The organism is Hydrogenophaga sp. SL48 (assembly GCF_021729865.1).
Classification (GTDB): Bacteria; Pseudomonadota; Gammaproteobacteria; order Burkholderiales; family Burkholderiaceae_C; genus Hydrogenophaga.
In genome coordinates, this window is the sequence record NZ_CP063400.1 from 323,269 (window position 1) to 341,860 (window position 18,592).

The 18,592-nt window shown below is 61.2% G+C and carries 25 protein-coding genes; 22 read left to right on the forward strand and 3 right to left on the reverse strand.

Annotation, left to right across the window (positions count from 1 at the left end; translation table 11 throughout):
• The first annotated feature begins 45 nt into the window (after positions 1-45).
• Genes hisG through hisF form a run of 7 tightly spaced genes read left to right on the forward strand, consistent with a single transcriptional unit; the run spans position 46 to position 6,000 of the window.
• Entirely contained in the window at positions 46-699 is a 654-nt protein-coding gene (hisG, locus tag IM738_RS01475) for an ATP phosphoribosyltransferase (protein ID WP_236964137.1), read from the forward strand.
• The gene (hisD, locus tag IM738_RS01480) at positions 696-2,039 is read left to right on the forward strand and encodes a histidinol dehydrogenase (RefSeq protein WP_236964138.1); all 1,344 of its coding nucleotides are present in this window, start codon (positions 696-698) and stop codon (positions 2,037-2,039) included. Before hisG ends, hisD begins: the two co-directional genes overlap by 4 nt.
• Positions 2,036-3,136 carry a histidinol-phosphate transaminase gene (gene hisC / locus IM738_RS01485; RefSeq protein WP_236964139.1) on the forward strand — a complete coding sequence of 367 codons (1,101 nt, stop codon included), beginning with the start codon at positions 2,036-2,038 and terminating at the stop codon, positions 3,134-3,136. The genes hisD and hisC overlap by 4 nt, the downstream gene beginning before the upstream one ends.
• A gap of 5 nt (positions 3,137-3,141) precedes the next feature.
• The gene (gene hisB, locus IM738_RS01490; RefSeq protein WP_236964140.1) at positions 3,142-3,759 is read left to right on the forward strand and encodes an imidazoleglycerol-phosphate dehydratase HisB; all 618 of its coding nucleotides are present in this window, start codon (positions 3,142-3,144) and stop codon (positions 3,757-3,759) included.
• A gap of 22 nt (positions 3,760-3,781) precedes the next feature.
• Complete coding sequence (gene hisH, locus IM738_RS01495) at positions 3,782-4,444, forward strand: imidazole glycerol phosphate synthase subunit HisH (RefSeq protein WP_236964141.1); 663 nt, start codon at positions 3,782-3,784, stop codon at positions 4,442-4,444.
• A gap of 26 nt (positions 4,445-4,470) precedes the next feature.
• Positions 4,471-5,211, forward strand: coding sequence for a 1-(5-phosphoribosyl)-5-[(5-phosphoribosylamino)methylideneamino]imidazole-4-carboxamide isomerase (hisA, locus tag IM738_RS01500; protein ID WP_236964142.1), 741 nt, complete (start codon positions 4,471-4,473; stop codon positions 5,209-5,211).
• 9 nt (positions 5,212-5,220) lie between these two features.
• Positions 5,221-6,000 (forward strand): imidazole glycerol phosphate synthase subunit HisF, encoded by a 780-nt coding sequence (gene hisF, locus IM738_RS01505; RefSeq protein WP_236964143.1) that lies wholly within the window; start codon positions 5,221-5,223, stop codon positions 5,998-6,000.
• Positions 6,001-6,400: 400 nt separating this feature from the next.
• Here the strand turns inward: hisF and IM738_RS01510 are convergent, their stop codons facing one another.
• Positions 6,401-6,901: a LapA family protein gene (locus IM738_RS01510; protein ID WP_236964144.1), complete on the reverse strand. Its 501-nt coding sequence runs from the start codon at positions 6,899-6,901 to the stop codon at positions 6,401-6,403.
• Positions 6,902-7,008: 107 nt separating this feature from the next.
• Here IM738_RS01510 and hisI point away from each other — a divergent pair, with 107 nt between their 5' ends.
• The 7 genes from hisI to tatC all read left to right on the forward strand — a co-directional run bounded on the left by hisI (position 7,009) and on the right by tatC (position 10,241).
• The gene (gene hisI, locus IM738_RS01515; protein ID WP_236966435.1) at positions 7,009-7,407 is read left to right on the forward strand and encodes a phosphoribosyl-AMP cyclohydrolase; all 399 of its coding nucleotides are present in this window, start codon (positions 7,009-7,011) and stop codon (positions 7,405-7,407) included.
• 5 nt (positions 7,408-7,412) lie between these two features.
• Positions 7,413-7,784 carry a phosphoribosyl-ATP diphosphatase gene (locus IM738_RS01520; protein WP_236964145.1) on the forward strand — a complete coding sequence of 124 codons (372 nt, stop codon included), beginning with the start codon at positions 7,413-7,415 and terminating at the stop codon, positions 7,782-7,784.
• Between the two features lie 11 nt (positions 7,785-7,795).
• Positions 7,796-8,185 carry a DUF4870 family protein gene (locus tag IM738_RS01525; protein WP_236964146.1) on the forward strand — a complete coding sequence of 130 codons (390 nt, stop codon included), beginning with the start codon at positions 7,796-7,798 and terminating at the stop codon, positions 8,183-8,185.
• Positions 8,186-8,199: 14 nt separating this feature from the next.
• Positions 8,200-8,562 (forward strand): histidine triad nucleotide-binding protein, encoded by a 363-nt coding sequence (locus IM738_RS01530; RefSeq protein WP_236964147.1) that lies wholly within the window; start codon positions 8,200-8,202, stop codon positions 8,560-8,562.
• A 70-nt stretch (positions 8,563-8,632) separates the two neighbouring features.
• Positions 8,633-8,875, forward strand: a complete 243-nt coding sequence (tatA, locus tag IM738_RS01535) for a Sec-independent protein translocase subunit TatA (protein ID WP_236964148.1) — start codon at positions 8,633-8,635, stop codon at positions 8,873-8,875.
• 77 nt (positions 8,876-8,952) lie between these two features.
• Positions 8,953-9,450 carry a Sec-independent protein translocase subunit TatA/TatB gene (locus tag IM738_RS01540; RefSeq protein ID WP_236964149.1) on the forward strand — a complete coding sequence of 166 codons (498 nt, stop codon included), beginning with the start codon at positions 8,953-8,955 and terminating at the stop codon, positions 9,448-9,450.
• A complete protein-coding gene (gene tatC, locus IM738_RS01545; RefSeq protein WP_236964150.1) occupies positions 9,450-10,241 on the forward strand; it encodes a twin-arginine translocase subunit TatC in 792 nt (263 codons plus the stop codon). The genes IM738_RS01540 and tatC overlap by 1 nt, the downstream gene beginning before the upstream one ends.
• A 20-nt stretch (positions 10,242-10,261) precedes the next feature.
• Here the strand turns inward: tatC and IM738_RS01550 are convergent, their stop codons facing one another.
• Complete coding sequence (locus tag IM738_RS01550) at positions 10,262-11,419, reverse strand: trypsin-like peptidase domain-containing protein (RefSeq protein WP_236964151.1); 1,158 nt, start codon at positions 11,417-11,419, stop codon at positions 10,262-10,264.
• A gap of 177 nt (positions 11,420-11,596) precedes the next feature.
• Between IM738_RS01550 and IM738_RS01555 the strand changes: the two genes are divergently transcribed.
• From IM738_RS01555 to pdxA, 3 genes are all read left to right on the forward strand, one after another.
• A complete protein-coding gene (locus IM738_RS01555) occupies positions 11,597-11,746 on the forward strand; it encodes a DUF3149 domain-containing protein (RefSeq protein WP_236964152.1) in 150 nt (49 codons plus the stop codon).
• A 126-nt stretch (positions 11,747-11,872) separates the two neighbouring features.
• On the forward strand, positions 11,873-12,655 hold the full coding sequence (locus IM738_RS01560; RefSeq protein WP_236964153.1) for a Nif3-like dinuclear metal center hexameric protein: 783 nt from the start codon (positions 11,873-11,875) through the stop codon (positions 12,653-12,655).
• A gap of 3 nt (positions 12,656-12,658) precedes the next feature.
• Complete coding sequence (pdxA, locus tag IM738_RS01565; RefSeq protein ID WP_236964154.1) at positions 12,659-13,714, forward strand: 4-hydroxythreonine-4-phosphate dehydrogenase PdxA; 1,056 nt, start codon at positions 12,659-12,661, stop codon at positions 13,712-13,714.
• Positions 13,715-13,776: 62 nt separating this feature from the next.
• Here pdxA and mscL read toward each other — a convergent pair whose 3' ends face one another.
• The gene (mscL, locus tag IM738_RS01570) at positions 13,777-14,190 is read right to left on the reverse strand and encodes a large conductance mechanosensitive channel protein MscL (protein WP_236964155.1); all 414 of its coding nucleotides are present in this window, start codon (positions 14,188-14,190) and stop codon (positions 13,777-13,779) included.
• 233 nt (positions 14,191-14,423) lie between these two features.
• On the opposite strand from mscL, the gene petA reads away from it, so the two are divergent.
• The 5 genes from petA (at position 14,424) to IM738_RS01595 (ending at position 18,578) form a co-directional block, all read left to right on the forward strand.
• Entirely contained in the window at positions 14,424-15,032 is a 609-nt protein-coding gene (petA, locus tag IM738_RS01575; RefSeq protein WP_236964156.1) for a ubiquinol-cytochrome c reductase iron-sulfur subunit, read from the forward strand.
• A 38-nt stretch (positions 15,033-15,070) separates the two neighbouring features.
• Positions 15,071-16,492: a cytochrome b gene (locus IM738_RS01580; protein ID WP_236964157.1), complete on the forward strand. Its 1,422-nt coding sequence runs from the start codon at positions 15,071-15,073 to the stop codon at positions 16,490-16,492.
• Positions 16,493-16,515: 23 nt separating this feature from the next.
• Positions 16,516-17,271 (forward strand): cytochrome c1, encoded by a 756-nt coding sequence (locus IM738_RS01585; RefSeq protein ID WP_236964158.1) that lies wholly within the window; start codon positions 16,516-16,518, stop codon positions 17,269-17,271.
• Positions 17,272-17,386: 115 nt separating this feature from the next.
• On the forward strand, positions 17,387-17,998 hold the full coding sequence (locus IM738_RS01590; protein ID WP_077327661.1) for a glutathione S-transferase N-terminal domain-containing protein: 612 nt from the start codon (positions 17,387-17,389) through the stop codon (positions 17,996-17,998).
• 61 nt (positions 17,999-18,059) lie between these two features.
• A complete protein-coding gene (locus IM738_RS01595) occupies positions 18,060-18,578 on the forward strand; it encodes a ClpXP protease specificity-enhancing factor (RefSeq protein ID WP_236964159.1) in 519 nt (172 codons plus the stop codon).
• The last annotated feature ends 14 nt before the right edge of the window (positions 18,579-18,592 follow it).

An 18,592-nucleotide genomic window follows, 5' to 3' on the forward strand; every position in this document is an offset into this window, starting at 1 on the left:
CGCGGTGCTCTGGGTTTGCGGGGTCACGTCTGTTGGAGTGAAGTTTTGATCACCTTAGCCCTGTCCAAAGGCCGCATCTTTGACGAAACCCTGCCGCTGCTCGCGGCCGCCGGCATCGAGGTGCTCGAAGATCCGGAGAAGTCGCGCAAGCTGATCCTGCCGACCAACCAACCCGGCGTGCGCGTGGTGCTGGTGCGGGCCACCGACGTGCCCACCTATGTGGAGCACGGTGGCGCCGACATCGGCGTGACCGGCAAGGACACGCTGATCGAACACGGTGGCCAGGGCCTGTACCAGCCGCTGGACCTGCAGATCGCCAAGTGCCGCATGAGCGTGGCGGTGCGCAACGACTTCGACTACGTCTCGGCCGTGCGCCAGGGCTCGCGCCTGAAGGTGGCCACCAAGTACACGGCGATCGCGCGTGAGTTCTTCGCCAGCAAGGGCGTGCACGTGGACCTGATCAAGCTTTACGGCAGCATGGAACTCGCGCCCCTGACCGGTCTGGCCGACGCCATCGTCGACCTGGTGTCTACCGGCAACACGCTCAAGGCCAACCAGCTGGTCGAGGTCGAACGCATCATGGATATCAGCTCGCGCCTGGTGGTCAACCAGGCCGCGCTCAAGCTCAAGCAGGCAGCCATCCGCCCCATCCTCGACGCCTTCTCCAACGCCATTCAAAAAAGCGCCATTCCGTCATGAGCCTCACCGCCGCGCCCCTCCGTCTGTCCACCATCTCGGCCGATTTCGAGGCGCAGTTTGCGGCCCGGCTGCATTGGTCGGCGGACACGGACAGCGCGATCGAGCAGCGCGTGGTCGACATCCTGTCCGACGTGCAGCAGCGCGGCGATGCGGCGGTGCTGGAGTACACGGCACGGTTTGACGGTTTGAGCGTGGACCACCTGCAGGCGCTGGAGCTGACCCAGGCCGAATTGAAAGCCGCGTTTGACAGCCTTCCCGCCGCCCAGCGCGACGCGCTGGAGTCTGCCGCGCGTCGCGTGCGCAGCTACCACGAGGCGCAGAAACGCGCCAGTGGCGAGAGCTGGAGCTACCGTGACGAAGACGGCACCCTGCTGGGGCAGAAGGTCACGCCGCTGGACCGCGTGGGCATCTACGTGCCCGGTGGCAAGGCGGCGTATCCGTCCAGTGTGCTGATGAACGCGATTCCTGCCCACGTGGCCGGCGTGGCCGAGATCATCATGGTGGTGCCCACACCACGCGGCGAGAAGAACCCATTGGTGCTTGCTGCGGCTTATGTGGCCGGTGTCTCGCGCGCCTTCACCATCGGCGGCGCCCAGGCCGTGGCCGCGCTGGCCTACGGCACGGCCACCGTCCCCAAGGTGGACAAGATCACCGGCCCAGGCAACGCCTACGTGGCCAGCGCCAAGAAGCGAGTCTTCGGCGTGGTTGGCATCGACATGATTGCCGGGCCGAGCGAGATCCTCGTGCTGGCCGATGGCAGCACGCCGGCCGACTGGGTGGCGATGGACTTGTTCAGCCAGGCCGAACACGACGAACTCGCGCAGAGCATCCTGTTGTGCCCGGACGCGGCCTACATCGACGCCGTTCAGGCCGCCATCGATCGACTGCTGCCCACCATGCCTCGCTCGGCCATCATCGCCAAGAGCCTGAGCGACCGCGGTGCGCTGATCCGCACCCGCAACATGGAAGAGGCTTGCGCCATCAGCAACCGCATCGCGCCCGAGCACCTGGAGGTGTCGAGCAGCGAGCCGCACCGCTGGGAGCCGCTGCTCAGGCACGCCGGTGCCATTTTCCTCGGTGCCTACACCAGCGAAAGCCTGGGCGACTACTGTGCCGGTCCCAACCACGTGCTGCCCACCAGCGGCACGGCCCGTTTTTCCTCACCACTGGGTGTCTACGATTTCCAGAAGCGCAGCAGCCTGATCGAGGTCAGCGCCGCGGGCGCCCAGACCCTGGGAACCATCGCCGCCGAACTGGCCTATGGCGAAGGCCTGCAGGCCCACGCCCGTGCGGCCGAGCTGCGCCTCAATGTTGTGCCCCCCATGCGAGCCGCCCAATGAACGCCATGAACACCCCGAACCCGCTGCGCTTCATCCGCCAGGACATCCAGTCCATGCACGCCTACGCCATCCAGGAGTCGACCGGCATGGTCAAGCTCGATGCGATGGAGAACCCGTTTTCACTCTCCCCCGAGCTGCAAACGAAACTCGGTGAACGCCTGGGCGCCGTGGCGATCAACCGCTACCCCGGCGCCCGCATTGACGAGCTGAAGCTGGCGCTGGCCCGTTACGTGGACCTGCCCGAAGGCTGTGGTCTGATGCTGGGCAACGGCTCGGACGAGCTCATATCCCTGCTGGCGATGGCTTGCGATGTGCCCGGTGCGTCCGTTCTGGCGCCCATGCCCGGCTTCGTCATGTACGCCATGGGGGCGCAACTGCAGGGTCTGGCCTTTCACGGCGTGCCGCTCACGGCCGATTTCGAGCTCGACGAGGTCGCCATGTTGGCCGCGCTGCGCGCGCACCAGCCCGCCATCACCTACATCGCCTACCCGAACAATCCCACCGCCAACCTCTGGGACGCGGGCGTGATCCGCCGCCTGATCGTCGAGGCCGCCACGTTCGGTGGTCTGGTGGTGATGGACGAGGCCTACCAGCCGTTCTCCAGCCGCAGCTGGATCGACGAGATCCGCGCTGACCCCGCGGCCAACGCCAACGTGCTGCTCATGCGCACGCTCTCCAAGTTCGGCCTGGCCGGCGTGCGCCTGGGCTACATGCTGGGGGCCCAGACGCTGGTCCACGAGGTGGACAAGCTGCGCCCGCCCTACAACGTGAGCGTGCTCAACGCCGAATGCGCACTGTTTGCGCTGGAGCACGCCGATGTGTTCGCGCAGCAGGCCACGCAGATCCGCGAGCAACGGGCGGTGCTGATCGATGCCCTGGCCAGTATGCCGGGCGTGACAGCGTTCCCCAGCGACGCCAACATGGTGCTGGCGCGTGTGCCCGATGCACAACGCAGCTTCGACGGCCTGAAAGCGCGCGGCATTCTGGTCAAGAATGTTTCTAAAATGCATCCATCGCTGGCCAACTGCCTGCGCCTCACGGTCGGAACACCCGTCGAGACCGCACAACTGATCAGCGCCCTGCAACAAGCCCTATGACCGTCATGTCCTCCGTTTCCCCTGCCGCTGCCGCCCACCGCGTGGCCGACGTCCAGCGCAACACCGCGGAAACGCAGATCAGCGTGCGCATCAACCTCGACGGTTCGGGTGTGGCCAAGCTGTCCACCGGCATCGGTTTTTTTGACCACATGCTCGACCAGATCGCCCGCCATGGGCTGATCGATCTGGACATCAACGCCAAGGGTGACCTGCACATCGACGGCCACCACACGGTGGAAGACGTGGGCATCACGCTCGGCCAGGCCTTTGCCAAGGCTGTGGGCGACAAGAAGGGCATCCGCCGCTACGGCCACGCCTATGTGCCGCTGGACGAAGCCTTGTCGCGCGTGGTGGTCGATTTTTCGGGCCGCCCCGGCCTGCACATGCGCGTGCCGTTCAAGAGCGGCATGGTTGGTGGTTTCGACACGCAGCTGGCCTTCGAGTTTTTCCAGGGGTTCGTCAACCATGCGGGTGTGACGCTGCACATCGACAACCTGCACGGTGAAAATGCCCACCACCAGGCCGAGACCGTGTTCAAGGCCTTTGCCCGTGCGCTGCGCATGGCGCTGGAGCGCGACGCGCGCCTGGGTGACGTGATTCCCTCGACCAAAGGCTCACTCTGAGTTCTTCTGTTTCCTCGCTCCGATGAAAACCAAGACAGTCGCCGTGGTGGACTACGGCAGCGGTAATCTGCGCTCCGTGTCGCAGGCCGTGGTGCATGTGGCTGCGGGCAGCGGTCTGGATGTGCTTGTCACGTCCGATCCCCAGGCGGTCTTCGACGCCGAACGCGTGGTGCTGCCCGGGCAAGGCCACATGGCCGACTGCATGAACGAACTGGCGGCTTCCGGTATGAAAGAGGCCGTGTTGCACGCAGCAGCCAACAAACCGCTCTTTGGTGTCTGCGTGGGCATGCAGATGTTGCTCGACCGCAGCGAAGAAGGTCCGACCGATGGCCTGGGTCTGATTCCGGGTGAAGTGGTGCGCTTCCGCCTCGAAGGCCGCCTGCAGGCCGACGGCAGCCGGTACAAGGTGCCGCAGATGGGCTGGAACCAGGTGTTCCACGAGCTGGGCCGCGGTGCGGCACATCCGCTGTGGACCGGCATCGATGACGGCGCCTATTTTTATTTTGTGCACAGCTACTACGCGCACCCGGCCAGTCTGCAGCATTGTGTGGGCGAGGCCGACTACGGTGGTCGGTTCGCTGCGGCGATTGCCCGTGACAATATCTTTGCAACCCAGTTTCACCCCGAAAAGAGCGCCGATCAGGGGCTGGCGCTCTACCGCAACTTCCTCCACTGGAATCCCTGAGTCCTTCCGCTTGTATTGACACCATCATGTTGCTGATTCCCGCCATTGATCTCAAAGACGGCCAGTGCGTTCGCCTCAAGCAGGGCGACATGGACCAGACCACCGTGTTCGGCGAAGACCCCGCCGCCGTGGCGCGGGGCTGGGTCGACAAGGGTGCACGCCGCGTGCACCTGGTGGACCTCAACGGGGCCTTTGCCGGCAAACCGAAAAACGAACAGGCCATCCGCGCCATCCTCAAGAGCATCGGTTCAGAGGTGGACGTGCAATTGGGCGGCGGCATCCGCGATCTCGACACCATCGAGCGCTACCTTGACGCTGGCCTACGCTACGTGATCATCGGTACTGCTGCGGTGAAGAACCCGGGGTTCCTGCAGGACGCCTGTACCGCCTTCGGCGGACACATCATCGTGGGTCTGGACGCCAAGGACGGCAAGGTCGCCACCGATGGCTGGAGCAAGCTCACCGGCCACGAAGTGGTGGACCTGGGCAAGAAGTTCGAAGACTACGGTGTCGAATCCATCATCTACACCGACATCGGCCGCGACGGCATGCTTTCGGGCATCAACATCGAAGCCACCGTCAAGCTGGCGCAGGCGTTGACCATTCCCGTCATCGCTTCGGGTGGTCTGTCCAACCTGGAAGACATCCGCAAGCTTTGCGGCGTCGAGGACGAGGGCGTCGAGGGCGTGATCTGTGGTCGATCCATTTACAGCGGTGATCTGGACTTCGAAGCCGCGCAGCAGCTGGCCGACGAGCTCAACGGATAGCAGATCAAGATGCTTGCCAAACGCATCATTCCCTGCCTGGACGTGACCGGTGGTCGCGTGGTCAAGGGCGTCAACTTCGTCGAGCTTCGCGACGCCGGCGACCCGGTGGAAATTGCGGCGCGCTACAACGAGCAGGGCGCGGACGAGCTGACCTTTCTGGACATCACAGCCACCAGCGACGGGCGCGACCTGATCCTGCACATCATCGAAGCCGTGGCTTCGCAGGTGTTCATCCCGCTCACGGTGGGCGGCGGCGTGCGCACGGTGGAGGATGTGCGCCGCCTGCTCAACGCGGGCGCGGACAAGACCAGTTTCAACTCGGCGGCGATCGCCAACCCGCAGGTCATCCGAGACGCGTCCGACAAATACGGAGCACAGTGCATCGTGGTGGCCATCGACGCCAAGCGCCGTCACGGCGATGACCTGGTCCTGCGTGGCGAAGGCTGGGACGTCTACAGCCACGGAGGGCGCAAGAACACCGGGCTCGATGCCGTGGCCTGGGCCAGGCAGATGGCCGACTTCGGTGCCGGCGAGATCCTGCTCACCAGCATGGACCGCGACGGCACCAAGTCGGGCTTCGATCTCGCGCTCACCCGTGCTGTGGCCGACGCCGTGGACGTGCCGGTGATTGCTTCGGGTGGGGTGGGCACTCTCGATCACCTGGCCGATGGCGTTCAGCAGGGCGGGGCGGACGCGGTGCTGGCCGCCAGCATCTTCCATTACGGGGAATACACCGTTGCTCAAGCCAAGGCGCGCATGGCCGAGCGTGGCATTCCGGTCCGCATCTAGTTGTGAAGTTTCGATAGCTTGTATCGGGTGGTTCCCCGGATTGGGTCTGAGAGACTGGCCATCGCCTGACCACCAGACCTCAAGGAACTCGACGGGGTGAATGCTATATGCAAGCCCGACGGACCTTCGTTCGTCGAATCGAGGCGGTCAAGCAGATGACCAACAGGGACTGAGCGCTATCGCGGCCGTCGCGTTGCGCAAGGCGTGCGCCTCACCGCGCGCAAATGGATGGCTGGGGCGCTTTCTGGTCGGTGGCACCAGCGCCCTGTGAAACGCCTCCTCGCGCCCACCCGTTCACCACACAGCTTTAAGTCGGCCAAGGCACCGCTCACCGAGGCGCTGCGCCAGGGGCGCATGTGCAATGTGGTGCGTACCTGCGCCAGCTGGGGCGTTGGTCACCTCAGATCTCGGCGCGCACAGAGCTCGGCGGCAACTGACGGTCCAGCCGGTCTTCGATCTCGCCCAGGTTGGCGCTGATTCCATTGCCCGTTTGTTCGATGGTTGTGGCGAGTGCTGCACGCACGCTGTCCATCTTCTGGATCACCTGTTCGGACAACGTGGCGTCTCGTGTTGCCGCGATCTGGAGTTCGGTGCGCAGAAACTCCCGCAACTCTGTAAAGCGTGAGGCCTCGGCTTTGTCGGCCAGGGTGCGTTGCTCGTTGGCTTCGCGGGTGATGCGGCGAACCTCCATGAGGTGGGTCGTCTGGAAGTAGACCAGCGCCAGCAAGAACACAACCAACACAGCCACCAGCATGCCAAGCATCGCCAGACCCAAAGGCGCTTGGACATTGGTCACGCCCAGATAGAGCGTGGTGGGTTGGAGGATGCTCTCGAAGTTGAGGGCCACGAAAGCCGCGATCAGCAGGATGAGGGCAATCAGGAGCAGGGTTCGGAATCGCATGGATGTTCTCTTGTTGGCGCCCCGTTGGGGCAGGTATTCTTGTTGGAGTGTCGGGCTCATCCTACGCCGATGAGCACAGAGTGCCAGTCGAAGGGGCTGCATGGTAGATTCAAGGCATGAATTGGTTGGACGACGTGAAATGGGACGCCCAGGGGCTGGTCCCTGTGATCGCACAGGAGGCTGCCACGGGTGATGTGCTGATGTTTGCCTGGATGAACCGCGAAGCGCTGGAGAAAACGGCCGCCCTCGGGCGCGCGGTGTATTTCAGTCGCTCGCGCAACAAGCTCTGGTTCAAGGGCGAAGAGTCGGGCCATGTGCAGACGGTGCACGACATCCGTCTCGACTGTGACAACGATGTGGTGCTGCTCAAGGTCACGCAACTCGGCCATGAGCCGGGCATCGCCTGCCACACAGGGCGTCACAGCTGCTTCTTCCAGCGTCATGAAAATGGGCAGTGGCATGCGGTCGATCCAGTACTCAAAGACCCTGAATCCATTTACAAGTGACCTCCATGTCTTCCTCTGATGCCCTGGCGCGCCTGGCCGCCGTGATTGAAAGCCGCAAGCCAGCGAATGGCGGTGATCCCGAAAAGAGTTATGTCGCCCGCTTGCTGCACAAAGGCCCGGACGCCTTCCTGAAGAAGATCGGCGAAGAGGCTACCGAAGCCGTGATGGCCGCCAAAGACTGCGACCATGGCGGTGATGGTCAGAAGCTGGTCAATGAAGTGGCCGATCTCTGGTTTCACTGCATGATCGCCTTGGCGCACTATGGCAAGACGCCCACCGATGTGGTGGACGAACTTTCGCGGCGTGAAGGCCTGAGTGGCCTGGAAGAAAAAGCGCTGCGCAAGGCGGTGGCGCGCGAAGCCGAGTCCAAATCCTGAAAGGAAGCGACATGAGCGACGTCATCGACGTGAAAGCCATTGACAGCGAGAAGGCCGAGTCCCTCAAGACTGTGGGCTGGGTCAGCTACCTGTTGCACCTGGTGGTGGCCGTGGCGGCGGTGGTCCCTGGAGCACAGGTTGGTGCGAGCCTGCTGATCGTCGCGTTGATCATTGACCTGGTGAAGAAGGGCGACGCCGAAGGCACCTGGCAGGCCAGCCATTTTGCTTGGCGCATCCGCACCGTGATCTGGGCCGGTGTGCTCTATGTGGTCACCTCTCCGTTGTTCCTGTTGCTGTACCTGCCCGGAGCCATCGCCTGGGCGGTCATTTCGATCTGGTTCCTCTACCGCATCGTCAAAGGCATGGTGCGCATGAACGCCAGCCAAGCCATGCCCGATTGAACACCATCACCAACATGAGCGCACACGATCCCAACTGCATCTTCTGCAAGATCATCGCCGGCCAGATTCCGTCGAAAAAGGTTCACGAAGACGAAGACCTGTACGTCTTTCACGACATCAATCCCTGGGCACCGGTGCACTTTCTCATTGTGCCCAAGCAACACATCACCTCGATGGCCCATCTCACGCCCGAACACGAGCGCCTGATGGGTCGGCTGATGGTGCTTGCGCCGAAACTGGCGCTGGAGCAGGGCTGCAACCCTTACCCCGACGGGGGCTTTCGCATGGTCTGCAACACCGGCGCAGAAGGAGGCCAGGAGGTTCAGCATCTGCACTGGCATGTGATGGGTGGTCCACGTCCCTGGCTGCGCGGTTGAACCATTCACCGGGGCTTAGAATCAGACACTCGGCGCTTCGCGCTGCACATTCTTGTTTCTGGAGATATTCATGGGCTCATTTTCCATTTGGCACTGGCTGATCGTTCTGTTGATCGTGGTGATGGTGTTCGGCACGAAGAAGCTCAAGAACATCGGTTCTGACTTGGGTGGTGCGGTCAAAGGCTTCAAGGATGGCATCAAGGATGGCGGGCAACCCCCTGCCGAATCGGCATCGGCTCCCGCTGGGCAGGTCACGCAAGACGTCCGCAGCGAGAAGAATACGATCGACGTCGAAGCCAAGCAGAAGAGCTGAATGCCTGAGGCCGTTGACCGCTGCTTCTTAGACGTTTTCAGGATCTGTCTCCCGGGTCCTTTCGGTGCGGACAACCCATGATTGATCTTGGTATTTCGAAGCTGGCCCTGATCGGCGCTGTGGCGCTGGTGGTGATTGGCCCAGAGAAGCTGCCGCGGGTGGCGCGAACCGTGGGTGCCTTGCTTGGCAAAGCCCAGCGCTATGTCGCCGACGTCAAGGCAGAGGTCAACCGCTCGATGGATCTCGAAGAACTCAGGAAGATGAAAGATTCGGTCGAGAGCGCCGCCCGGGATGTTGAAACCACGGTAAGCAGTGGCGCCAACGACTTCGAGAAGTCTTGGTCAGAGGCCACCAGCGGCCTGGACGGCGCGCCGTCCTCTGGCTACGACGACTCGCTCGGCAGGCTAGGGGTCGATCTTTACCCAAGCTACAAGCACCCTCGGAAGAACTGGCGGATCAAGCAAAAAGCCATGCCACAGTGGTACAAGGCCCGCGTTGGAGTGCGCACACGCACACAATCAGGCGCGGCTCGCGTGGCCCGTTTCCGGCCCCGTTCCACTTCTGTTTTCCGCTGATGTCCGACACCGACAAATCCACCGACGAGCTCGCCGGTACAGAGCAGCCTTTTGTCCAGCATCTGATGGAGCTGCGTGATCGCTTGCTCTACGGCATGGTGGGGCTGGGCATTTGCATGGCCATCCTTGCGTTCTGGCCCGGCCCGAGCGGACTGATCGACATGATTGCGGTCCCGATCCGTGCCCACATGCCGCCGGACGCGAAATTGATTGCGGTGGGCGTGTTTTCGCCTTTCTTCATTCCGCTGAAGGTGTTGGCCATGGCCGCACTGCTGCTGTCGCTGCCATGGTGGATGTATCAGGTCTGGGCCTTCGTCGCACCAGGTCTCTACAGCCACGAAAAGCGCTTTGCGGTGCCGCTGATCATTCTGGGCAGTCTGCTGGCTTACGTCGGCATCGCATTTGTGCAGTTTTTCGTGCTCGACAAGATGTTCGGGTTCATCCAGCAGTTCACCCCCAAGAGTGTGGCCGCGACGCCGGACATCGCTTCTTATGTGGAAGCGATTTTGTCGCTGTATTTGGCCTTTGGCTTGGCTTTTCAGGTGCCAATTGTGGTGGTCTTGTTGGTGAAGATGAAGATGGTGACGGTCAAGCAGCTCAAGGAATTCCGTGGCTATTTCATCGTGGTGGCTTTCATCGTCGCCGCCGTCGTGACGCCGCCCGACGTGATTTCGCAGCTGGCGTTGGCGGTACCGATGTGTGTGCTGTACGAGCTGGGTATCTGGGGATCGCAGTGGTTCATTCGGAACACCGCTGCACCTGAAGAGCCTGCGAACAACGCCGCAAGTTGATTGCGCTCCCCCGTGGTAAATCAGCGGTTTGCCTGACGTCTCGGCAAGTTCCGTTTGCCGGGGGTGACATCCACACTGAGCTTGGTCTCTTTTCTCACCAGTTCCAGTTTCGCTGGAGCGTCGGGTGTGAGCGCGGCGACCGCTGAGAGCAGTTGAGCGACATTGCCTACGGGCTTGCCCGCCACATGGGTGACCACATCACCGGGTCGAATGCCCGCTTGTGCGGCGGGGCCGTTCTGCAAGACTCCTGTGATGATGACGCCGGTGCCCGGTGTGACGGCGAAGCTCTCGGCCAGTTCCGGGGTCAGGTCCTGTGGTTCAACGCCAATCCATCCCCGTGTCACCTTGCCGTCCCGAACGATGGCGTCCATCACGCTCCGTGCGGTGGAGGTGGGAATGGCGAAGCCGATGCCCATGGATCCGCCTGAGCGCGAGTAGATGGCCGTGTTGATGCCCATGAGGTGGCCGTTGATGTCCACCAGCGCTCCGCCGGAGTTGCCTGGGTTGATGGCGGCATCGGTCTGGATGAAATTCTCGAAGGTGTTGATGCCCAGCTGGGTGCGCCCCAGCGCACTGACGATGCCGCTGGTGACGGTCTGCCCGACGCCGAAAGGGTTGCCGATCGCCAGCACCTGATCGCCGATGGACAGCGCATCCGAGTTGCCGAGCGTGATCACGGGCATGCCGGTCAATTCGACCTTGAGAATGGCGAGATCGGTTTCAGGGTCGGTGCCAATCACCTGTGCCGCACTCTTGCGGCCATCGTTGAGAATGACCTCGATCTGATCGGCTTCCTCAATGACATGGTTGTTGGTCAGGATGTAGCCGGCCGGGCTGACGATCACCCCTGAGCCGAGTCCCGCCTGAGGCTGTCCCTGATTTTGTTCGCCAAAGAAGAAACGGAACCACGGGTCATTGCTCTGGGGGGCGTTCTCAGGGGCCTTGCTGGTGTTGATGCTGACCACTGCAGGAGATGCTGCCTTGGCCGCTTCGCGCAGGCTGTTGACCGCTGGCGCGCTGCTGCCAGGAAGCACTGAGCCGGTCGACTCAATGACCGGAACCAGGGTTGGCAGCACGGAGCTGCGGTTGAGCCATTCGGGCTTGAGCGTGGCCACCACGAACAAGGCCGCCAGCAACACTGTGACGGATTGGGCAAAAAGCAGCCAGATGCGTTTCATGAGAAAGAGGTTTTCGGTTTTGCGTGGACGCCGCGGTGGCAGCGAAACCACTGTGAGTTTGCATTGTCCTGCATATGGTTACGGCTTTTGGGCGTTCAAGCCGATTGACCCACGTCAAAGCGTTTCTGGCGCATCGGCGGTGCAATGGTCGCCTGTTCACCAAGACTGGAGCGCACGATGAAAGCCATCGCCGACCTTTTTTCTACCGATTACGGCTTGTTCAGCATTGCCGGCATCACTTTCATGATCGGGATGGCCATCTGGTTCTACCGCTTCTTCAACCGCAAGATGGAAGAGTCGGAGCGCGCTCAGCGCGCGCAGGGCTGACGGGATATCGCATTCGATCCGGGCTGCAGCGGTGCGCCGCCATCGCGGAGCGGTGACAGAATAGGGCGGTTCCACCGGAAGCACTTCGCGTGCTTTTGTTCAGACCGGCCCCATTGGCTCCCGCTCATGACCATTCCTGCATCCCCGTCGGGCGGCGTTGCCCGCGAAACCCTGCTCACTGCGTTTGACGCGCTGTTGCAACCTGCCCTGTTCAAAGATTTCGGTCCCAACGGCCTGCAGGTCGAAGGACGTCCCAGGGTGCACAAGGTGGTCAGCGGTGTGACCGCCAGCCTGGCCTTGATCGACGCGGCCATTGAGGTGGGTGCCGATGCGCTCTTCGTGCACCATGGGCTGTTCTGGCGTGGCCAAGATGGCAGGGTCACCGGCTGGATGAAACAGCGCCTTGTCCGGTTGCTGACGCACGACATCAACCTCTTCGCCTACCACCTGCCGCTGGATGCGCACGCCTCGCTGGGCAACAACGCGCAGCTCGCACAGCGCCTCGGGGTGACTTTGTTCGATCCAGGAGAGGGGCGGTTTGGCGACCAGTCACTGGGGTTTCTGGGGTGCCGTGCATCTTCGTTGGCGCAACTGGCTGATCATGTGAAGGTGGTGCTGGGGCGGTCTGTGATCCTGATCGGAGAGGGGCATCGGGCTGTGAACCGCATCGCGTTGTGCACGGGTGGCGCGCAGGGGTATTTCGAGGCGGCGATCGCCGCGGGTGCGGATGTCTTCATCACCGGAGAGATTTCCGAGCCACAGGCCCACTATGCCCGGGAAAGTGGTGTGGCCTACATCGCCTGCGGGCACCACGCGTCTGAGCGTTATGGTGCCCCTGCCGTGGCGGCGCATGTGGCCGATCAACTGGACATCGAACATCTTTTCATCGATATCCCCAATCCCGCCTGAGACATGACCAGCAAGCCAGCCGCATCCGGAAGACCGGTGGTCATCACCATGGGTGATCCGGCAGGCATTGGTCCGGAGATCATCGTCCGCGCATTGTGTGAGCGTCCTGAACTCCGCAACCAGGTGCTGGTGGCAGGAGATCTCCCAACCCTTCAGCGCGCCATCGACTTGACCCATGCGCTCGAAGGCATGGCGAATGAGGCCTTGGTGCTGGAGGAGGTTGCTGCGGGGGCGTGGGCCACGGCACCTACGGATCGGTTGCGTGCCGTGCAGGCCTGTGTTTTGTCGGAGCGGGTTCCATTCGGTTGCATCAGTGCGACGGCGGGACGGGCCGCAGCGGATTGCATTGCCTATGCCGCGAACCTTGTTCTTCATGGTGGCGCGCGCGCCATGGTGACGGCGCCGGTCCATAAGGAGGCGCTGTCGGCGGCCGGACTCGCCCATCCCGGACACACCGAGTTTCTTCAGGCCTTGTCAGCAGAGCATGCCGGTGTGACGCTGGCCCAGATGCCCGTGCGAATGATGCTCAGCAGCCCTGGTCTCGCCACCGTGCTCGTGAGCATTCACGTGTCGCTGCGGGAGGCGCTGGAGGCCGTCACGCGGGAACGCGTGGTTGAAACCATTCGCATCACCGCTGCCCATTTTGGGCGATGCGGTATGCCAAACGCCCGGATCGCGGTGGCGGCACTGAACCCTCATGCGGGGGAGGGGGGGCTCTTCGGGCGAGAGGAAATCGACATCATCTCTCCAGCCATACACCATGCGAAAGACATGGGGTTGAACGTGAGCGGGCCGCACGCGCCCGACACGGTGTTCATGAGGGCGCGTCAAGGCGAATTCGATGTGGTGGTCGCGATGTACCACGACCAGGGACTTATTCCAGTGAAGTTGCTTGGGCTGGAGTTCGGGGTGAACACCACATTGGGGTTACCGCTGATCCGCACCAGTCCCGACCATGGCACCGCGTTTGATTTGGCGGGAACAGGACGGGCCAGTGCGTCCAGCCTGCTGGCAGCCATCGATGCGGCCATGCGCATGAGCGCTGGATCTTCCCAATAAAAAAGTCCGTTGCCATCTGGCCATGACAACGGCACCAGATTTGGCGCGTGAGGCGCTGCGTCTTACTTGCGCAGGCTGTCGCGAATCTCCCGGAGCAGCAGCACGTCTTCTGTCGGAGGTGCTGGCGGGGCAGCAGGTGCCTCCTTTTTGAGGCGGTTCACCTGCTTGACCATCATGAAGACGATGAAAGCAAGAATGATGAAATTCAGGGCGATGGTGATGAAGTTGCCATAGGCCAGTACCGCGCCAGCCTTTTTGGCTTCCGCCAGTGGCAGTCCCGCAGCCTGCCCCGCCAGAGCGATGTAGTAGCTGGAAAAGTCCAAGCCACCGAAGAGTTTGCTCACGATGGGCATGATCAGGTCGCCAACGATGGAGTCGACAATCTTGCCGAACGCCCCCCCGATGATCACGCCGACCGCCAGATCCATCACGTTGCCTTTCAGGGCAAACTCCTTGAATTCCTGCATCACTGCCATGTGGTACTCCTGTTATGAGGATCGCATGCCTCCGGGCTGGCTGCATAAGTCAGCAAATTTTCGCACAAGCCATATCAGCATTACGCGCCGCTGACGGGCCCGGTTGACACGTGCCCTGAGGCCTGATTGGCCCAGCGTGCGGCCCTGGAAAGCGGGAGGTACCTTGTAACGCTCCGGTACAATGCAGGGTTGACCCTAGTGATCCTGTCTCGAACCGTCTTTGAAAGATCCCCATGAGTGAAGCAACCGTCGCTGCGACCGTGGACAACAGTCGCCGAACTTGGCTGATCACTTCCTGCGCCATGGGTGGCGTGGGAGCAGCCGCTGTCGCAGTTCCCTTTGTGAGCAGTTTCCAGCCCTCCGAGCGAGCTAAGGCCGCGGGCGCTGCGGTGGAGGTGGACATCTCCACGCTCCAGCCCGGTGAAAAACGTGTGGTCGAATGGCGCGGCAAGCCAGTGTGGATCATGCGCCGCAGCGAACAGCAACTGGCCGATCTGGAGAAGGTTGAGCCTCAACTGGCCGACCCACAATCAGAGCGCAAGGCATTCCCGACTCCCGAATACGCGCAAAACCGTCACCGCTCCATCAAGCCGGATGTCTTCGTCGGTGTGGGCATCTGCACTCACCTTGGGTGCTCGCCGGGAGACAAGTTCACTCCAGGTCCTCAACCTTCTTTGCCGGATGACTGGACGGGTGGCTTCCTCTGCGCTTGTCATGGTTCAACCTTCGACCTTGCCGGCCGTGTGTTCAAGAACAAGCCCGCTCCGGACAACCTTGAAGTGCCGCCGCACTACTACATGTCCGACACCACGTTGCTGATCGGCGAAGACAAAAAAGCCTGACCTGCTTGTTGCAGGCATTCCGACCACAGAGGCATTCCATGGCTGAATTCAAAGAAATATCTCCCGACGCACCGTTGGCTCAGAAGACGCTGAACTGGATCGACAACCGATTCCCGCTCTCCAAGCTCTTCAATGAGCACATGGCCGAGTACTACGCGCCGAAGAACTTCAACTGGTGGTACATCTTCGGTTCGCTGGCCCTGCTGGTGCTGGTGATCCAGATCGTGACCGGCATCTTCCTGGTGATGCACTTCAAACCGGATGCCAACCTCAACGCAGCAGGTGTGCCAGTGGCCTTTGCTTCGGTCGAGTACATCATGAGAGACGTGCCCTGGGGCTGGTTGATCCGTTACATGCACTCCACCGGTGCGTCGGCTTTCTTCGTGGTGGTTTATCTGCACATGTTCCGTGGGCTGATCTATGGTTCTTACCGCAAGCCACGCGAACTGGTCTGGGTGTTCGGTTGCGGCATCTTCCTGGTGTTGATGGCCGAAGCGTTCATGGGCTACCTGTTGCCCTGGGGGCAGATGTCGTACTGGGGCGCTCAGGTGATCGTGAACCTGTTCTCTGCGATTCCTTTCGTGGGCCCGGATCTGGCGCTGCTGATCCGCGGTGACTATGTGGTGGGTGACGCCACGCTGAACCGGTTCTTCAGCTTTCACGTGATTGCCGTGCCCTTGGTGCTGTTGGGTCTGGTGGTGGCGCACATCATTGCCCTGCACGAAGTGGGCTCCAACAACCCCGATGGCGTCGAGATCAAGGCCACGAAAGATGCCAACGGCATTCCTCTTGACGGGGTTCCGTTCCACCCCTATTACAGCGTGCACGACATTTTTGGTGTGTCGCTGTTCTTGATGGTGTTTTCCGCCATCGTCTTTTTCGCTCCCGAATTGGGTGGCTACTTTCTGGAGTACAACAACTTCATTCCTGCAGATCCGCTGGTGACGCCGTTGCACATTGCCCCGGTCTGGTATTTCACGCCGTTCTATTCCATGCTGCGCGCCATCACCAGCGAGATGATGTATGCGTTGATCGCTTGCGTGCTGCTGGCCGCGTTGTATGGCGTGCTGAAAACCAAACTCAACGCCATGTTCAAGGGTGCCTTGTTGGGCGCTGCGGTGGTCGTTGTGGCCTTGATGCTGGCCATCGATGCCAAGTTCTGGGGTGTGGTCGCCATGGGGGGCGCGGTTGTGATCCTGTTCTTCCTTCCTTGGCTGGACTACAGCCCGGTCAAGTCGATCCGCTACCGCCCGAGTTGGAACAAGTGGCTTTACACGGTGTTTGTCATCAACTTCCTGATCTTGGGTTACCTGGGTGTGCAGCCTCCATCGCCGGTGGGTGAGCGCGTTTCGCAGGTCGGTACGCTGTTCTACTTCGGCTTCTTCCTGCTGATGCCTTGGTGGAGTCGCCTGGGTGAGTTCAAGCCGGTACCCAACCGCGTCACCTTCAAGCCCCACTGAGTCCCATCCGGAGAGTCAAACAAATGAAAAAAGTCCTTTTGGGCCTGTTGATGGCCGTGGGGTTGAGTGGCGCCGCACTCGCTGCCGGAGCCGGTTTTCCTCTTGATAAAGCACCTCAGCGCACCAACGACATGGCCGCCTTGCAAAACGGCGCCAAGTTGTTTGTCAACTACTGCCTGAGCTGCCATTCAGCCTCGTTCATGCGCTACAACCGCCTGCGCGACATTGGGTTGAACGACAAACAGATTGCCGAGAACCTGACCTTTGCCACCGACAAGATCGGTGACACCATGAAGGCTTCCATCGATCCGAAACAAGCCAAGGCCTGGTTTGGTGCCAATCCACCCGACCTGACCTTGGTGGCTCGTTCGCGCTCCAGCAGTGCCGGAACTGGCGCCGACTACATCTACACGCTGCTGCGCAATTACTATCGCGATGACACGAAGCCGACGGGTTGGAACAACCTGGTGTTTCCCAACATTGGCATGCCGCATCCCTTGTGGGAGCTGCAAGGTGAGCGCAAGCCCGTGTTCGAGAAGCACGACAGCCACGGTCAAGAAGTCCAGCTGCTGAAGGGCTGGGAGTCGGTCAAAACCGGCACCATGAACCAAGACCAGTACGATCAGAACGTTGGTGATTTGGTGGCCTATCTGCAGTGGATGGCCGAACCGGCCCAGAACAGTCGCGTGCGCATCGGTGTGTGGGTGCTCCTGTTTCTTGCAGCCTTCACATTGGTGGCCTGGCGCATGAATGCTGCGTTCTGGAAAGACATCAAGTAAACCCCCTCTGAAACGCACTGGTTCTGCCGGCGCGTTTTGGAGATTTCACAGTGGTTTGTTGCCCCGCGAATCGGCGGTAGGACAAACCACTGTTTTGTATTGAGGAGACTCCACAATGATGGTCTTGTATTCGGGCACGACTTGCCCCTATTCCCACCGCTGCCGCTTCGTCCTGTTTGAAAAAGGCATGGATTTTGAGATCCGTGATGTGGATCTTTACAACAAGCCTGAAGACATCAGCGTCATGAACCCCTATGGGCAGGTGCCCATACTGGTTGAGCGTGACCTCATCCTGTATGAGTCGAACATCATCAATGAGTACATTGACGAACGCTTCCCTCATCCGCAACTCATGCCTGGTGACCCGGTGGACCGCGCCCGCGTTCGCTTGTTTCTGTTGAACTTCGAAAAAGAACTCTTCACCCATGTCTCGGTGCTGGAGTCTCGCACCAGCAAAGGCAATGACAAGGCGCTCGAAAAAGCGCGTGCGCACATTCGCGACCGGCTGACACAACTCGCCCCGGTGTTCCTGAAGAACAAGTTCATGCTGGGCGACAACTTCTCCATGCTGGATGTGGCGATCGCTCCCTTGCTGTGGCGTCTCGATTTCTATGGCATCGAGCTCAGCAAGAATGCAGCACCACTGCTCAAATACGCTGAGCGCATTTTTTCGCGACCAGCCTATATCGAGGCACTGACACCGTCGGAAAAAGTCATGCGCAAGTAAGGGATTGCGATGATGAATTCCCTTTGGTTTCATCATTGCGCCTGCCTGCCACACAGCGACCATGAGCCTTCCTGATCGGGACACCCCCTCCACCCGCCCTTACCTCATTCGCGCCCTGCACGAATGGTGCATGGACAACGGGTTTGCGCCGCACATCGCGGTGCATGTGGATGCCTCCGTCCAGGTCCCGCAGGAGTTTGTGAAGAACGGTGAGATCGTTCTCAATGTCAGTTTTGATGCCACCAGCTCCTTGCGCTTGGGGAACGACTTTATCGAGTTCAAGGCCCGCTTTGGTGGCGTGGCGAGAGACATTGTGGTTCCCGTGTCGCATGTCGTGGCGATCTATGCTCGGGAAAACGGACAAGGCATGGCGTTCCCTGCGCCAGTGGTTTCCAGCGTGCGATCCGTGATCAGTCCGGCGGCCGAACCCGTCTCTCCGCCGGACATCGCCGTGCGCAGCCCCTTGAGAGCTGTTCCCAGTGAGCTGACGGCCTCTTCTGCGGTGGAGCCCGGGGATGAGCCCCCGCACGATGGTCCCGGCAAGGGTGGTCCGAGGCCTCAACTCAAGCGGGTCAAGTAAAATCTTCTACAGGA

Excerpts from the sequence above, each read along its gene's own strand:
- IM738_RS01590 (WP_077327661.1), top strand. The coding sequence starts at position 17,387 with ATGATGGTCTTGTATTCGGGCACGACTTGCCCCTATTCCCACCGCTGC.
- IM738_RS01555 (WP_236964152.1), top strand. The coding sequence starts at position 11,597 with ATGAAAGCCATCGCCGACCTTTTTTCTACCGATTACGGCTTGTTCAGC.
- hisB (WP_236964140.1), top strand. The coding sequence starts at position 3,142 with ATGTCCTCCGTTTCCCCTGCCGCTGCCGCCCACCGCGTGGCCGACGTC.
- IM738_RS01580 (WP_236964157.1), top strand. The coding sequence starts at position 15,071 with ATGGCTGAATTCAAAGAAATATCTCCCGACGCACCGTTGGCTCAGAAG.
- IM738_RS01550 (WP_236964151.1), bottom strand. The coding sequence starts at position 11,419 with ATGAAACGCATCTGGCTGCTTTTTGCCCAATCCGTCACAGTGTTGCTG.
- pdxA (WP_236964154.1), top strand. The coding sequence starts at position 12,659 with ATGACCAGCAAGCCAGCCGCATCCGGAAGACCGGTGGTCATCACCATG.
- IM738_RS01595 (WP_236964159.1), top strand. The coding sequence starts at position 18,060 with ATGAGCCTTCCTGATCGGGACACCCCCTCCACCCGCCCTTACCTCATT.
- hisC (WP_236964139.1), top strand. The coding sequence starts at position 2,036 with ATGAACGCCATGAACACCCCGAACCCGCTGCGCTTCATCCGCCAGGAC.
- IM738_RS01510 (WP_236964144.1), bottom strand. The coding sequence starts at position 6,901 with ATGCGATTCCGAACCCTGCTCCTGATTGCCCTCATCCTGCTGATCGCG.
- IM738_RS01540 (WP_236964149.1), top strand. The coding sequence starts at position 8,953 with ATGATTGATCTTGGTATTTCGAAGCTGGCCCTGATCGGCGCTGTGGCG.
- IM738_RS01585 (WP_236964158.1), top strand. The coding sequence starts at position 16,516 with ATGAAAAAAGTCCTTTTGGGCCTGTTGATGGCCGTGGGGTTGAGTGGC.
- mscL (WP_236964155.1), bottom strand. The coding sequence starts at position 14,190 with ATGGCAGTGATGCAGGAATTCAAGGAGTTTGCCCTGAAAGGCAACGTG.
- petA (WP_236964156.1), top strand. The coding sequence starts at position 14,424 with ATGAGTGAAGCAACCGTCGCTGCGACCGTGGACAACAGTCGCCGAACT.
- IM738_RS01530 (WP_236964147.1), top strand. The coding sequence starts at position 8,200 with ATGAGCGCACACGATCCCAACTGCATCTTCTGCAAGATCATCGCCGGC.
- IM738_RS01560 (WP_236964153.1), top strand. The coding sequence starts at position 11,873 with ATGACCATTCCTGCATCCCCGTCGGGCGGCGTTGCCCGCGAAACCCTG.
- hisD (WP_236964138.1), top strand. The coding sequence starts at position 696 with ATGAGCCTCACCGCCGCGCCCCTCCGTCTGTCCACCATCTCGGCCGAT.
- tatC (WP_236964150.1), top strand. The coding sequence starts at position 9,450 with ATGTCCGACACCGACAAATCCACCGACGAGCTCGCCGGTACAGAGCAG.
- tatA (WP_236964148.1), top strand. The coding sequence starts at position 8,633 with ATGGGCTCATTTTCCATTTGGCACTGGCTGATCGTTCTGTTGATCGTG.
- IM738_RS01525 (WP_236964146.1), top strand. The coding sequence starts at position 7,796 with ATGAGCGACGTCATCGACGTGAAAGCCATTGACAGCGAGAAGGCCGAG.
- hisH (WP_236964141.1), top strand. The coding sequence starts at position 3,782 with ATGAAAACCAAGACAGTCGCCGTGGTGGACTACGGCAGCGGTAATCTG.
- IM738_RS01520 (WP_236964145.1), top strand. The coding sequence starts at position 7,413 with ATGTCTTCCTCTGATGCCCTGGCGCGCCTGGCCGCCGTGATTGAAAGC.
- hisA (WP_236964142.1), top strand. The coding sequence starts at position 4,471 with ATGTTGCTGATTCCCGCCATTGATCTCAAAGACGGCCAGTGCGTTCGC.
- hisF (WP_236964143.1), top strand. The coding sequence starts at position 5,221 with ATGCTTGCCAAACGCATCATTCCCTGCCTGGACGTGACCGGTGGTCGC.